The organism is Mycobacterium sp. IDUB_36 (assembly GCF_055419225.1).
Genome location: NZ_JBVAXH010000001.1, coordinates 2144503 through 2159333, shown reverse-complemented (window position 1 = coordinate 2159333; position 14831 = coordinate 2144503). Strand labels below are relative to the sequence as shown.

13 protein-coding genes are annotated in these 14831 nt (G+C 67.3%); 8 read left to right on the top strand and 5 right to left on the bottom strand.

The annotated features are described in order from the left end of the window. The first annotated feature begins 2 nt into the window (after positions 1 to 2). From ACZYW1_RS10550 to ACZYW1_RS10520, 7 genes are all read left to right on the top strand, one after another. The gene (locus tag ACZYW1_RS10550; RefSeq protein ID WP_463785540.1) at positions 3 to 854 is read left to right on the top strand and encodes an SDR family NAD(P)-dependent oxidoreductase; all 852 of its coding nucleotides are present in this window, start codon (positions 3 to 5) and stop codon (positions 852 to 854) included. Further along, entirely contained in the window at positions 851 to 2218 is a 1368-nt protein-coding gene (locus ACZYW1_RS10545) for an aromatic ring-hydroxylating oxygenase subunit alpha (protein WP_463785538.1), read from the top strand. Before ACZYW1_RS10550 ends, ACZYW1_RS10545 begins: the two co-directional genes overlap by 4 nt. After that, entirely contained in the window at positions 2218 to 3408 is a 1191-nt protein-coding gene (locus ACZYW1_RS10540; protein WP_463785537.1) for an LLM class flavin-dependent oxidoreductase, read from the top strand. Before ACZYW1_RS10545 ends, ACZYW1_RS10540 begins: the two co-directional genes overlap by 1 nt. 27 nt (positions 3409 to 3435) lie before the next feature. After that, entirely contained in the window at positions 3436 to 5277 is a 1842-nt protein-coding gene (locus ACZYW1_RS10535; RefSeq protein WP_463785535.1) for a flavin-containing monooxygenase, read from the top strand. Next, on the top strand, positions 5274 to 6209 hold the full coding sequence (locus ACZYW1_RS10530; RefSeq protein ID WP_463785533.1) for an SDR family NAD(P)-dependent oxidoreductase: 936 nt from the start codon (positions 5274 to 5276) through the stop codon (positions 6207 to 6209). The genes ACZYW1_RS10535 and ACZYW1_RS10530 overlap by 4 nt, the downstream gene beginning before the upstream one ends. After that, positions 6193 to 7386 (top strand): CaiB/BaiF CoA transferase family protein, encoded by a 1194-nt coding sequence (locus ACZYW1_RS10525; RefSeq protein ID WP_463785531.1) that lies wholly within the window; start codon positions 6193 to 6195, stop codon positions 7384 to 7386. The genes ACZYW1_RS10530 and ACZYW1_RS10525 overlap by 17 nt, the downstream gene beginning before the upstream one ends. Positions 7387 to 7583: 197 nt before the next feature. After that, complete coding sequence (locus tag ACZYW1_RS10520) at positions 7584 to 9656, top strand: acyltransferase family protein (RefSeq protein WP_463785530.1); 2073 nt, start codon at positions 7584 to 7586, stop codon at positions 9654 to 9656. Between the two features lie 10 nt (positions 9657 to 9666). On the opposite strand, the gene ACZYW1_RS10515 is transcribed toward ACZYW1_RS10520, so the two are convergent. From ACZYW1_RS10515 to ACZYW1_RS10495, 5 genes are all read right to left on the bottom strand, one after another. Continuing rightward, the gene (locus tag ACZYW1_RS10515; RefSeq protein WP_463785528.1) at positions 9667 to 10326 is read right to left on the bottom strand and encodes an O-methyltransferase; all 660 of its coding nucleotides are present in this window, start codon (positions 10324 to 10326) and stop codon (positions 9667 to 9669) included. A gap of 42 nt (positions 10327 to 10368) precedes the next feature. Continuing rightward, positions 10369 to 11313 (bottom strand): NADP-dependent oxidoreductase, encoded by a 945-nt coding sequence (locus ACZYW1_RS10510; RefSeq protein WP_463785526.1) that lies wholly within the window; start codon positions 11311 to 11313, stop codon positions 10369 to 10371. A gap of 51 nt (positions 11314 to 11364) precedes the next feature. Beyond that, entirely contained in the window at positions 11365 to 12102 is a 738-nt protein-coding gene (locus ACZYW1_RS10505) for a L,D-transpeptidase (RefSeq protein WP_463787787.1), read from the bottom strand. A 232-nt stretch (positions 12103 to 12334) separates the two neighbouring features. Continuing rightward, a complete protein-coding gene (locus ACZYW1_RS10500) occupies positions 12335 to 12742 on the bottom strand; it encodes a TIGR03668 family PPOX class F420-dependent oxidoreductase (protein WP_463785524.1) in 408 nt (135 codons plus the stop codon). 2 nt (positions 12743 to 12744) lie between these two features. Further along, a complete protein-coding gene (locus ACZYW1_RS10495; protein WP_463785523.1) occupies positions 12745 to 13506 on the bottom strand; it encodes an SDR family NAD(P)-dependent oxidoreductase in 762 nt (253 codons plus the stop codon). A 232-nt stretch (positions 13507 to 13738) separates the two neighbouring features. On the opposite strand from ACZYW1_RS10495, the gene ACZYW1_RS10490 reads away from it, so the two are divergent. After that, positions 13739 to 14767 carry a S1C family serine protease gene (locus ACZYW1_RS10490; RefSeq protein WP_463785521.1) on the top strand — a complete coding sequence of 343 codons (1029 nt, stop codon included), beginning with the start codon at positions 13739 to 13741 and terminating at the stop codon, positions 14765 to 14767. Positions 14768 to 14831: the final 64 nt, after the last annotated feature.

The window sequence follows — 14831 nt, the reverse complement described above, 5'->3', positions numbered from 1 at the left end:
AAGTGGGCGATAACCTGCTTGGGCTTGGTGGTCGCGTGGTCGTTGTCGCCGGCGCGGCCGGTGGCGGCATCGGGACTACCGTGGCTCGCATGGTGGCCGAAGCGGGCGCGACCGTGATCGCGGTCAGCCGGGGCAAGGACAACCTCGACACCCATGTCTCTCCGCTGGTCGAGCGCGGCCTGCCGATCATTCCGGTGGCTGCCGACGTGTCCACCGAGGACGGGGTGGCCGAGGCCATGGAGAAGGCCGCGGACGCCGACGGTGAATTGCACGGGCTGGTCAACGTCGCGGGCGGGGCCGGGCCGCAGACCTGGATGCCGTCGACCCGGGTGTCCCGCACCGACTGGCGCGACTTGTTCGCGCAGAACCTCGAGACGGCGTTCTTCATGAGCCAGGCGGTTGCCGCCGCGCTGAAGGCCGCCGACCGCCGTGGGTCGATCGTGTCGATCTCCTCGATCAGCGGCATGAACACCGCGCCGTTCCACATCGCCTACGGCACCGCCAAGGCGGCGATTGCCGCGATGACCCGCACCATGGCCGTCGAGCTCGCGGTCGACGAGATCCGGGTGAACGCGGTAGCCCCCGGCGTCACCGCGACCCCGGCCTCGCTCACCTACGTCGACGACGACGCCGATCGTGATCACCGGGCCATCGCAATGGGCCGACGCGGCCGCCCCGAGGAGATCGCCGGCGCGATCCTGTTCCTGTTGTCGGATCTGTCCAGCTACATCACCGGCCAGACTCTGTTGGTGGACGGCGGGCTGGATCTGAAATGGACGCACCTCGACGCCGACAACACCTCGCTCTTCCTCAAGGACGACTCCTTCCGAGCGGCGATCAGGAGCATGGAATGACCGACATGAAAGTCGAAGCGCCGGAGTTGCTTTCGGAGCCGGTGACGATCGGGGTCGAGGCGTACCTGTCCGAGAACTACGCCCGGGCCGAGCGGGACAAGCTCTGGCGCAGGGTATGGCAACAGGTCGGCCGGGTCGAGGACCTGCCGAAGACCGGCAGCTTCCTGACCTACGACATCCTCGACGACTCCGTGATCGTGGTCCGCACCGGTCCGGACACTCTGACGGCGCACCACAATGTGTGCGTCCATCGCGGTCGCAAACTCATCGACGTCGCCGCGGATGCGAAAAGCGCCTGCGGACACAAGAAGTCGTTCGTGTGCGGATTTCACGGCTGGACCTACGGCTTGGACGGTGCCTGCACTCACATTCCGGAGCAGCAGGACTGGCAGGAATCGCTGACCCCGCAGAACACCCACCTGGCCCCGGTGCGCGTCGACACCTGGGGCGGCTGGATCTTCGTCAACCTCGATCCGAACTGTGAGCCGCTGCGCGACTATCTCGAACCGGCCGCCACCATGCTCGACCCGTTCGGCTTGCAGAACATGCGGGTGAAATGGCGGAAATGGCTGACCTTCCAGTGCAATTGGAAGGTCGCGATCGAGGCGTTCAACGAGACCTACCACGTAGCCACCACCCATCCGCAGTTCAACAAATTCGGCACGTTCCGCGGGTGGGCGAAGGCGCAGGGCAAGCACAGCAACATCGGTTACGACGCGCCCAAAGATCTCTCCGAGACCAAGTCGAAAATCCGTCTCGGGACCGGGGATCCGCGGATCTCGACGGCGGAGATGCAGATTTACACCCTGGAAGAGACCAACGCGACCACCACCCGGACGCTGGTCGAGGCTGCGAAGCGGCTGGCCAACGAATTGCCCGAGGGCACCCCGCCCGACAAAGTGCTCGGGCACTGGCTGGCCGCGGCGCGCGGCGACGACGCCGCCCGCGGGGTGATCTGGCCGACCATCGATCCCGAACACCTGGCCAAGAGCGGCACCGCCTGGCAGATCTTCCCGAACTTCCAGATCGGCCAGGGTCTGACGACCGCCCTGTGCTACAGCGCGCGCCCCAACGGCTACGACCCGAACAGCTGCATCTTCGAGGCGGCGTGCTACGAGCTCTTCCCGGAAGGTCAAGAGCCGCAGACGGAGTGGGAGCACCTGGAGGCCGACGATCCCGGCTGGCGCACCGTCTTCCCGCAGGACTTCTCGAACATGGCCGCTGTACAGCAAGGCATGAAATCGCTCGGCTTCACCGGAACCAAGCCCAACCCCTACATGGAACGCAGCACCGCAAACCTGCACCGCAACCTTGCCGAATACATGGGCACCGGTGCGCCGCGGGACGTCACAAAGGAGCAGTGATGAAAGTCAACCTCGGATTCGGAACCCACAACTCGCAGGACTGGGACGACCGCGTGCTGGCCGGCGATTTCAGCCGGCCGCCCGCCGTCCCGGACTGGGAGTGTGTGCAGGGCACGCTCGAAATCGCCGACCTGGCAGAGCCGCTCGGGTTCGACGGCATCTGGATGCCGGAGCACTGCGGCACCCCGTACGGCATGACGCCCAACCCCATTCAGACGTTGAGCTATTTCGCCGGACGCACCGAGCGGGTCAGTCTGGGTACTTTCGTGGCGGTGGCGCCGTGGTGGCACCCGATTCGGCTGGCACACCAAATCGCCTACCTCGACATCATTTCCAAGGGCCGATACACCACCATCGGCATCGGCCGCGGGGTGTCGAAAAGTGAATTCGACGCCGTTGGCGTGCCGCGCGAGGAGAGCCGGCAGCGGTTCAACGAAACCCTTGACATCCTGGAGCTGGCTTTTTCCGGCAAGCGCTTCTCCTACGACGGCGAGATCTTCAAGGTCCCGGAGATGTCGCTGCGCCCGGAGCCGCTGAGCAGCGACCTGTTCTCCCGGATCTACAGCTCGTCCTCGACGGCGGAGTCGATGGAGATCCTGGCCCGGCGCGGCATGATCCCGCTGTTCGTCGGCAACAAGCCGATCGAAGACGCCGGCCGGGAAGTCCAGAAGGTCAACACCTTCCGCCAGGAGGAAGGGTTCGCGCCCTGCCAACCGAAGAACGTCATGTTCATGTACTGCACACCCGACGCCGCCGACGCCGCCAAGACCGAGGAGTGGATCTGGACGGCCAACCGCGATGTCACCGTGCACTACGGATTCGCCGACGCGTCGAACTTCAAGGGCGTCAAGGGATACGAGGCCTACGCCTCGCGTGAAGCCACCGCGACGGCGGTGCTGGCCTCCGAGGTGACCGCGGCTGAAGCTCAAGCCAAGGGCAAGCCGAAGACGCCGGGCTACCATGCCTCCAACCTGCTGATCGGAACACCGGAGGAGATCTTCAGCCGGATCCAGGCCGCGCAGGAAGCCTGCTCGTTCCAGGAGCTCACCATCGTCCCGCAATTCGGCACCATGCCCAACGAGGAGGCGATCGCAAGCACCAAGCTGTTCGCCAGGGAGGTGCTGCCGCACGTGCAGAAGATGGCCGCCCCCCTGCACCCCGCGGCGCTGCCGGAGAACGCGCTGGCCTAGCCCGGCGACGAGGAAGAGCGGCAACATATGACGGACTGCCCACAGCCGACTGACACACCCGACGACGTCGACATCGCAGCGCTGCGCGAGAAGTATGCGTTCGAGCGCGAAAAGCGGCTTCGCTCCGAGGGTTCCAAGCAATACGTGGAGCTCGAAGACGACTTCGCCGGATACTACGAGACCGACCCGCACTCACCTCCTCTGGTACGCGACCCGATCGACGAGGACATCGATGTCGCGGTGATCGGCGGCGGCTTCGCCGGACTGCTCGCTGGGGCGCACCTGAAGAAGGCCGGTGTCGACGACGTCCGGATCATCGAACTCGCCGGCGACTTCGGCGGGGTCTGGTACTGGAATCGCTACCCCGGTATTCAATGCGACAACGAATCCTATTGCTATATACCGTTACTCGAAGAGCTCGACTTCATGCCGAGCAAGAAGTTCGCCGACGGCGCGGAGATCTTCCAGCATTGCCGGAACATCGGCAAACACTTCGGACTCTACGACGGCGCGATCTTCTCCACCCAGGTCCGCGACTTGCGGTGGGACGGCACGATCAAGCGGTGGCGGATCAGCACCGATCGCGACGACGACATCCGGGCCCGCTTCGTGGTGATGGCATCCGGGCCGTTCCACCGGCCGAAGCTGCCCGGTATCCCCGGCATCAAGGACTTCACCGGGCACAGCTTCCACACGTCCCGCTGGGACTACGCCTACACCGGCGGCGACAGCACGGGCGGGCTGGACAAGCTCGCGGACAAGACCGTCGCCCTGGTGGGCACCGGCGCCACCGGCATCCAGGTGACGCCGTTCATCGCGCGACATGCCAAGCACCTCTATGTCTTTCAGCGCACCCCATCGACCGTCGACGTCCGCAACAACACCCCGACCGATCCGGAGTGGGTGAAGACGCTGCAACCCGGCTGGCAGAAGGAACGGCAACGCAACTTCCACTCGTGGACGTTCGAGGGTATGGCACCGGGACAGCCGGACCTGGTCTGCGACTTCTGGACCGAGCTCGGCCGCAACACCGCGGCACGGGTTCTCGCGCTCGACGACCCGGCTTCGCTGAGCCCCGACCAGTTCATGGCGATCCGCGAGGAAGAGGACTACAAAATCATGGAGCGGCTGCGACGCCGCGTCGACAGCATCATCGCCGACGACGACATCGCGGAGGGCCTCAAACCGTATTACCGATTCCTGTGCAAGCGGCCATGCTCCAACGACGACTACCTGCAGACCTTCAACCGGCCCAACGTCACGCTGGTCGACGTCTCGGCGACCAAGGGCGTACAACGGGCCACCGCAACGGGACTCGTGGCCAACGACATCGAATACGACGTCGACTGCATCATCTACGCCAGCGGGTTCGAGATCACCACCGAGATGAGCCGCCGGTATTCGATCGACGCCATCGAGGGCCGCGACGAGCTGACCCTGTTCGACTACTGGGCCGACGGTTACCAGACCCTGCACGGCATGACCAGCCGTGGCTTTCCCAACCAGTTCTTCACCGGGTTCACCCAGGTGGGGATCTCGGCGAACATCGCGGCCAACTACGAACTGCAGGGCGAGCACATCGCCTATATCGTCGCCGAGGCGATCAAGCGGGGCGCCAGTACCGTCGAGCCCACCCAGCGCGCCCAGGATGACTGGTGCACGACCATCGACGAGAATGCGATCGACAACTCCGCATTCGACTCCCAGTGCACGCCAGGCTATTACAACAACGAAGGCGGCGGTGGGGGCGAAGGTATCCGGTCTCACCTCGGCCAGCCATACGGGCCGGGCTTCTACGCGTTCGGCGACCTGCTGGCGCAGTGGCGGGCGAAGGGCGATCTGGACGGGCTCGTCCTAGGGCACGAATGAGCGAGCTGAGGTTCGACGATCGGGTCGCCGTCATCACCGGCGCCGGCCGGGGACTCGGCCGTTCGTACGCGTTGCTGCTGGCCTCGCGGGGAGCCAAGGTGGTCGTCAATGACACCGGTGCGAGCCTGACCGGAGACGGCGCGGACACCGGCCCGGCCGACGACGTGGTACGCGAAATCGCCGCCGCCGGAGGGCAGGCCGTCGCCTGCACCGAGTCCGTCGCGACCGCGGACGGCGGCCGGGCGATCATCCAGCGGGCGCTGGACCACTACGGTCGCATCGATGTACTGATCCACAATGCCGGGACCGTCCGGCGGGCGGCGCTCGCCGACATGAGTGACGACGATTTCGACGCCGTCCTCGACGTCCACCTCCGCGGCGCGTTTCACGTTGTGCGCCCGGCTTTTCCGGTGATGCGCAATGCCGGCTACGGACGCATCGTGCTGACGTCGTCGATCGGCGGGCTCTACGGCAACCACGACGTCGCCAACTACGCGGTGGCCAAGGCCGGTGTGATCGGGTTGGCCAATGTCGCGGCGCTCGAAGGCGCTGCCGACAATGTGACATGCAATGTCATCGTCCCGTCGGCGGTCACCAGGATGGCTGAAGGGCTCGACACCTCGGCCTATCCGCCGATGTGCCCGGAGCAGGTGGCGCCGGTGGTCGGCTGGCTGGCCCATGAGTCCTGTTCGGTCACCGGCGAGATGCTGGTCGCGGTCGCGGGCCGGGTTGCGCGGGCCGCGGTCGCCGAATCGGTAGGGGTGTATCGCTCGTCCTGGTCCATCGAAGACGTCGGCGAGAACCTGGACGCCATCCGAGACCTCAACGCACCCTTGATCTTTCCGGTCGTCCCGAATGGTCATGCCGAACATCTGCGCTACAGCTTCGCTCGGGTCGAGCGGGAAGGAGTCGGTGATGCGCAACGGCGTTGAATCCGGTCGTACCGGACATTCCGGCCCGCTGGCCGGGGTCCGGGTGGTCGACCTGACCGCGATGGTGATGGGTCCGTACTGCACCCAGATCATGGCGGACATGGGCGCCGACGTGATCAAGGTCGAGTCGCCGGCCGGTGACGACACCCGCTACGTCTCGGTCGGCCCGGCCACCGGCATGAGTGCCGTGTTCGCCAACGTCAACCGCGGCAAGCGCAGCGTCGTGCTGGACCTGCGCTCGGAGGCCGGCAAGGCATCGCTGCGTGCACTGATCGAAACCGCCGACGTGTTCATCCACTCGATGCGCGCCAAAGCGATTGCGCGACTGGGGTTCGGTTACGACGAGGTGGCCGCGATCAACCCGTCGATCGTCTACACCAACTGCTACGGCTACGGCCGGCGTGGACCGAGCCGCGATCGGCCCGCCTACGACGACACCATCCAGGCCGAGTCCGGACTACCGGCCGTGCAGGAACTACTGACCGGCGAAGCCAACTATGTCGGCACCATCATCGCGGACAAAGTTGCGGGCCTGACCGCGCTGTATGCCACCACGATGGCGCTGTTCCACCGCGAACGAACCGGCGAAGGTCAAGAAGTTGAAGTCGCCATGTTCGAAACCATGGCATCGTTCATGTTGGTCGAGCATGCCAACGGTGCCATGTTCGACCCCCCGTTGGGTCCCGCGATCTATCCGCGGACCGTCGCACCGAACCGCAAGCCGTACCCCACCAAGGACGGCTTCATCGCCGCCCTGATCTACAACGACCGGCACTGGTCGGCCTTCGTCGAGGCCGTGAACCCGCCATGGGCCGGCGACCTCTACGCCACCCTCGAGCAGCGGGCGAAGCAGATCGACGCCGTCTACGCGCTGATCGCCGAGACGCTCTTGGAGCGGACCACCGACGAGTGGCTCGAACTGTTCCGCGAGCTGCAGATCCCCGCCGCCCCGCTGCAGACTCCCGCTCAGTTGTTCGACGACCCGCACCTCAACGCGGTCGGCTTCTTCGAGACGGTCGACACCGAGCACGGGAAGGTGCGCTTTCCCGGCGTGCCCACCTGGTTCTCCCGGACGGCTGGGCGGGTGGCCGGCCCGGCCCCGCAACTGGGCGCCGACACCGATGCGGTGCTCGACGAACTCGGGCTCAGCACCGGGGCAGCGCAGGACTCGGCGTAACGCGGAGTTGGCGCGCGGCAGCATATTTCGAACGCTCGCCGCGCCGTGTCTGCCGCTGATGCGCTCTTCTCACACCTAAACTGGCGCCTGCATCGAGCAGGGAGGGGCACCCGAATATCGGCGCCAAAAAAGCCGCCGACCAGGACACCGGTCGACGCGCTGGAGAGGTGAACACAGAACCGGCCGGGGCGTACCCCGTGCCGGTTCATTCTGCTCGGCGGCCCCGCTGGGTCGCCCCGCCGCCGGTCAGCCGCCCCTCGCGGAAGGCGAGCGGCGGTGCGCCCGAACGCCGCCCGGGTATCCGCGCGCTGGATGGGCTGCGCGCGGTGGCCGTCGGACTGGTGCTCGCCGACCACGGCGGCATCCCCGGAATGGCCGGCGGATTCCTGGGCGTCGACGTGTTCTTCGTGCTCAGCGGTTTTCTGATCACATCGCTGCTGCTGGACGAACTGGGCCGGACGGGACGCATCGACCTGGTCAATTTCTGGATTCGCCGCGCCCGCCGGCTGCTGCCCGCGCTGGTCCTGATGGTGCTGACGGTGGCCGTCGGGCGCCAACTGTTCGCGCCCGAAGCGATCGCCAGCCTGCGCAACGACGCCGTCGCCGCCTTCTTCTGGGTGGCGAACTGGATGTTCGTCGCGGACAAGACCGGTTACTTCGCGCAGGGATCTCCGCCGTCGCCGCTGCAACACGCCTGGTCGCTCGGTGTCGAAGAGCAGTACTACATCGTCTGGCCGCTGATCCTGGTCGCGGTGGCCGTGGGGCTGTCGGTCCGCGCCCGGCGCCGCACGACGCGCGCCACCGTCGGAGCGGTCCGCCTGACAGTGTTCGTACTGGCCACCATCGGGGCGCTGGGGTCGGCGGCGACCGCCATCCTGCTTGCCTCCGACTCGACCCGCGACCGGGTGTACTTCGGCACCGACACCCGAGCCCAGGCGCTGCTGGTCGGCGCGGCGGCTTCGGCACTGCTGGTCGGGGACTGGCCGGCACTGAACCGCGGGTGGTCGCTGATTCGCTCCCGCACCGGGAAGTGGATCGCCAGGACGCTTCCGGTGATCGGCCTGGGTCTGCTCGGGTTCGCCGTGCACTACGCCACCGGCAACGCGCAGGAGTTCCGCTACGGGCTGCTGATCGCGGTCGCCGTCGCGGCAGTGCTGGTGATCGCGCCGGTGGCGCTGGATCAGCGCGGACCGGTCGCGACCGCGCTGGCGTGGGGTCCGCTGGCCTGGCTGGGCAGCATCTCCTACGGCATCTACCTGTGGCACTGGCCGGTTTTCCTGGTGCTCAACGGGCAGCGGACCGGGTGGCACGGGTTGTCGCTGTTCGCGCTCCGCTGTGCTGCCACGCTGGCGGTGTCGGTGGTGTCGTGGTGGGTGATCGAGCAGCCCGTCCGCGCCTGGCGGCCGGCCCGGGTGCCGCTGCTGCCGCTGGCCGGCGCCACCGCCGCGACCGCAGCGGCGGTGACGTTGCTCGTGGTCCCGGTGGTTCACAAACCCGGGGTCAGCGCCCTCGACGCCAGCCTTCCGCCCGGTGTGTCACCGGTTGCCGTCGTGTCGCCGTCGACTCCGGAAGGCGTACGGCCCGCCCGGGCGATCACCAAGCGAGACCCGCGACGTCCGTTCACCGTCTCGGTGTTCGGCGACTCGATCGGCTGGACGATGATGCACTTCCTGCCGCCGACGCCGGGCTTTCAGTTCGTCGACCACACCGTGATCGGCTGCAGCCTGGTGCGCGGCGGCCCGTACAGCTACCTGGGCCAGACCCTGGACCAGAAGGGTGAATGCGAATCGTGGCCCGGCCGTTGGACGTCGCAGATCGCCGTCGACCAGCCCGACGCCGTGCTGCTGGTCATCGGCCGCTGGGAGACCGTGGACCGGGTCAACGAGGGGCGCTGGACCCACATCGGCGATCCGGCCTTCGACTCCTACATCAGCACCGAATTGCGGCGTGCGATCGACATTCTCAGCTTCAGCGGGGCGCCTCTGACCGTCGCGAACCTGCCGTACAGCAGGCGCGGTGAACGCCCGGACGGCAGCCTCTATCCCGAGGATCAGCCGCAGCGGGTGGACGAGTGGAACACCATGCTGGGCAAGACCGTCGGCAATCGCCCCGACGTACGCATCCTCGATCTGAAGAAGAAGCTGTGTCCGGACGGGGCGTACACGGCTGACGTCGACGGCATTCACGTCCGCAGCGACGGTGTGCACCTCACCGAGGAGGGGGTGCAGTGGCTGACACCCTGGGTCGAACAGTCGCTCAAGCCGCGCTGAGGACCACGATCTAACCGGCGGCGTAGCAGCTGAGCTCCATGCTGTCGTTGTCGCGGACGGCGAAATTGAAACTCACGTAACCACTTTCGCTGCCATGCACGTAGTCGAGGTAGGTCCGGGTGTCGGGGCTTTCGGTGTTGTCGGCGATGACCAGCGCACCGGATGACAACTTCGGCTCCAGCAGCTCGATCACCGGCAGGTACAGCTCTTTCCACCCGTCGAGCAGGACGAAGTCGACCGGGCCGTCCAGTTCGGCCAGGGTGGACAGGGCATCGCCCTCCAGCACGGTGATCAGATCGTCCAGGCCGGTGTCGGCGAATGTCTGCTTGGCGGCGGCGATCTTGGTTTCGCTGATCTCGGTGGTCACCACCCGGCCGGAGCCGTTGTCGCGCACCGCCGCAGCCAGATGCATTGCCGAAATGCCAAACGACGTACCGAATTCCACGACGGTAGCCGGTTTGGTCGCCCGAACCAGCGAGTACAGCAGACGGCCGGATTCCGGCGTGACGGGGATGTAGAACTCGCTCATCGCGTCCGCGCGTTCCTTGACCGTCGCGGAAGCGGACAGGTTGGGGCCGCGCTCGCGAAGCGTCGACATCTGTTCCTGCGCCTCGGCGTACATCCGGTGCAGGGTGTCGGCGACTCGGGGTTGTTGCAATGTAGTAGCCATGCGCCCAGCCTAGGCTTTAAAGAACGTTGGCGGACACTTCCCTCATTCGGTTGACTGCGGCAACAGCACGATCTTGCCGTGGGTGTGCCGCCGCTCGAGTTCGGTGAAGGCGTCGACAACCCGGTCGAGCGGATAGGTCGCAGCAACGTCGAACTCCACGTCGCCGGCGACAACCAGATCGGCTATCTCCTGCAGTACGGCCGGGGTGGACGCCTCCGCGCTGCCTTCGGTCTTGGCGCCGACTTCGGCGGCCTTGGCAAAGGCGATGATCGAGTTGATCCGCTCGCGCGGCACACCGAGCTCGACGGCCAGCTCGACATAGTGCGGACCGAACAGATCGATGAAGGCATCAACCCCGTCCGGGGCGGCCTGCCGCAACCGGTCGGCCAACCCGTCGCCGTATTCGACCGGTTCTACGCCGTGCGCCCGCAGCCACTCCGCGTTGCCTGACGACGCGATGCCCAGCACCCGCACGCCGCGCCGCGTGAGGAGTTGCACGGCGATGCTTCCGACGCCGCCGGCGGCTGCGGAGACCGCCACCGTCTCACCGCGCTGCGGCGCCACCGCGCGAACCGCCGCGTACGCCGTCGCGCCGACGACGTACAGCGAGCCGGCCACCTCCCAACTCAGCTCCGCCGGCTTGTGGATGAGCTGGCCGGTCGGCACGCTGGTGTGGGTGGCGTGGCTCGACCGCTGGAAGCTGAACCCGAGCACCTCGTCGCCGACGGCGAAATCGCTTACCCCGTCGCCGGTTTCGATGACGACACCGGCCAGGTCGCTGCCTTCGCCAGAGGGAAAGGTCGTCGGGAATTGTTCGTGCAGCGCGCCGGTGCGAATGCCGGCCTCGCCGGGATTGATGCCCGCCGCCCGAACTTCGACGAGCACCTCACCGGCGCCGGGGACAGGTCGGTCGATGTCGGTGACGTACAGGACGTCGGTGCCGCCGTAGCTGTCGAACCGGACCGCGCGCGCTGGTGAAGATGTCATGCAGGCGCCAACTCGGCCCCACCTGGATGTATTCCGTGCGGTCAGACCGGGTCAGGCCACCACGTTGATCGGGTCGCCGAGATGAACCATGTCGAAGTACCACGCGGCGTTGTCGGGGCTGAGGTTGATGCAGCCGTGGCTGACATTCGCGTAGCCCTGCGAGTCCACCGACCACGGAGCCGAGTGCACGTAGACACCGCCCCAGGTGACTCGGACGGCGTATTGCGCGGTGATCTTGTAGCCGTCCGACGATTCGAGCGGGATGCCGATGGTGCGTGAATCCATCACGACCGAGCGCTCTTTCGACAGCGCGGAGAAATCGCCGATCGGCGTCGGGCGGGCGGGCTTGCCCATCGATGCCGGCATGGTTCGCAACACCTCGCCGTTCTGGGTGATCGTGAAGGTGTGCGCGGAAATGCTGGCCGTGCCGACCACCTCGTCACCCGTCTCGAAACCTGTCGACAGGGCGTGCACCCGAACGCCGACGTGGCTGTGCGCCGGCCAGTAGCCGGCCGGCTTCCACACGACGACGTTCGATTCGGGCCACTCGAAGTGGCCGGTCATGTGCTGTGGCGCAGATACTTTGACCGCCCGCTCGGCCGCCGCGCGGTCGGCGACCGGGCCGCTGAACGTGACGATCACCGGGTGCGCGACGCCGACCACCGCACCGGCGGCCGGCTGGATCGAGGCGACGGCCTCGGCAGGGTCCGGGGGCGCGATCGCGGCCATGCCCGGGGCGGCCGAGCCCACCAGGGTCAGTGCGGCGACCGTTGCCGCGCACCAACCCATCCGAATCGCTCTACCCACGTGTCCACCCTCCGAGGCGATGCGAGCCCCCGCTCGCGTGTCGTATCTCCAATATGCCCTACGTGGCGCTCAGCAAAGGACAGCTTTGCCGCGCCCGTCTCGATCGAAGCTTCATAGTACAGGCCATTTGCCCAGTTGAGCGCCGTATTCCAAGGCTGGGACGCCGGCTCGGGTGGTCGAGCCGGACCCGGCTTGGCAAGCGGATAGCCGGCTCTCAGGCGCGCCAGCTGCTCCAGTGCCGCACGGCGACGGCGATGACCGGGCCGGGCAGCGAAACCGATTGATACTGAGGATATTTGGCCCGCAGCACGTCGCGCGCCGCACGGGCCGTGTCGTCGTCGTGGTGAATGGTGGCGAGACCGTCGGCCCGGACCCACCACAGCTGCGCCCAGTCGTCGGCGTAGTGGTCGACCAGAATGCTCACCTGTGGATTCTGCTCGATGTTGGCCAGCCGCTTGAGCCGTTGCGTGGTCTTGGGTTTGGCGTCGACCGCGGTGTAGACGACCCCGTCGCGCAGTGCGAACACCACCGGCACCAGATGCGGACGCCCGTCGGCGGCCGCGGTGGCCAGCCGGGCGACCGGCGCGTGCGCGAAGTGAGCCTGCGCGTCGAAGTCGGCCATGTCTAGTTGATGGTCAGACCGCCGTCGACGACGATCGTCTGCCCGGTGACGTAACCGCCGGCCGCCGAGGCCAGCCAGACCGCGGACGCCGCCAGCTCGCGGGCGTCGCCGAGGCGGCCCAGGATCAGCCGATGGGCCTGGCTGTCCAGATACTCGGGCGGATATTCGTCGGTCATCTCGGTCTTGAAGAATCCCGGGGCCAGCGCGTTGACCCGAATCCCCTTGCGCGAGCCCCATTGCTGGGCGAGATCCCGGGTCAGCCCGATGACCGCCGCCTTGCTGGCGCTGTAGGCCGCTTGCGGCAGGCCGGCGGTGGTGATGCCGAGGATGCTGGCGATGTTGATGATCGAGCTCCCCGGCTTCATGACCCGCCCGCAGGCCTGTGCGACCCAGTACGCGCCGTTGAGGTTGACGTCGATCACCGACCGGAACTGTTCGGGCGTCTCCCGGGTCGCCGGGTGGGCGGTGCCGACGCCGGCGTTGTTGATCAGCACGTCGACCCGGCCGAACGTCTGCACCGCGGCATCGACCAGCGCCTGGCCCTGCTCGGGCACGCCGACGTCGGTGGCGACCGTCAACGCCTTGCGGCCGCCGGCTTCGACGAGCGCGGCGGTCTCGGCCAGCCGGTCGACACGGCGGGCGCCCAGCACGACGTCGGCGCCGGCTTCGGCGAACGCCTGGGCGAACGACACCCCCAGCCCGGACGAGGCGCCGGTCACGATCACCACTTTGTCGTCGAGCCGGAATGAATCGAGAACGCTCATCGAGAAGACACCTTCGCCGTCGGGTTGGCTGTCCTGCCAGAGCTCTGAAGCTACCGCGAGGCGGCACGCCGGCCGCGATGGAGATGGCCGACCGGCGCCGGCGGCTGCGGTGACGAAGAACGTCGATATGCCCGATCGTGCGACGCAGGCTACGGTTAGATGGACAAAGTTGTGCCGGCCTCACGGCATTTCCGGTTGCACCCGGGACAGAACTCACGCAGGAGGTGACGGGATGCGCGGATCGCTCCGCCGCACACCGCGGCGGTCGCTGAGCTTGTTCAGCCTGTTGGCAGCGGCCGGCCTGGGGCTGGCGACAGTTCCGGCCCAGGCGTCGCCGGTGATGCCGCCGCTGCCGCGTGACGCGGCCGCCGCCGCAGCGCAGGTGGGCCCGCAGATCGTCGACATCGACGCCAAACTCGGCTACCAGAGCGCTATCGGCGCCGGCACCGGCATCGTGATCGATCCCAGCGTCATCCTGACCAACAACCACGTGGTCGCCGGCGCGACCGACCTCACTGCGCGGTCGATCGCCAACGGCCAGGTCTTTCCCGCCACCGTCATCGGCTACGACCGCCAGCACGACATCGCGGTGCTACAACTCGCGGGCGGTGGCCTGCCGGTGGCCAACATCGGCAACTCGAACTCGATCAACGTCGGCGACCCCGTCGTCTCGCTGGGTAACGCCGGCGGCGTCGGTGGTGCGCCGAGCGTCGAGGAGGGCCGCATCGGCGCCCTCAATCAGACCGTGTCGGCCAACGACGCGCTGACCGGCAGTACCGAGACCCTGGTCGGCCTGATCCAGATCGACGCGAACATCCGCCCCGGCGACTCGGGCGGACCGACCGTCAACGGCGCGAACCAGGTGATCGGCATGAACACCGCCGCGTCGCAGAACTTCCACCTCGGCCGCGGCCAGGGTTTCGCGATCCCGATCAACGAGGCGATGGCGATCGCCGGTCAGATCCGGTCCGGCGCCTCGTCGCCGACCGTGCACATCGGGCCGACCGCGTTCCTCGGCGTCGGCGTCAACGACGCCCAGGGCGGCGGCGGCGCGATCGTCCGTCAGGTGATATCGACCGGGCCCGCCGCGGGCGCCGGGCTCAACCCTGGCGACGTGATCAACTCGATCAACGGCCAGCCGGTCAACTCGGCGACGGCGCTGACGAACATTCTCGACCAGCATCACCCCGGCGATCACGTCAGCGTCGGGCTGCAGGGCCGTGCCGTCGACGTGACCCTGGGCGACGGCCCGCCGGGCTGATCCGACACCCCTGCTCAGCGGCTACGCTCAATTCGTTTGGCGCATAAGGTTTTCGCCGCAGCAC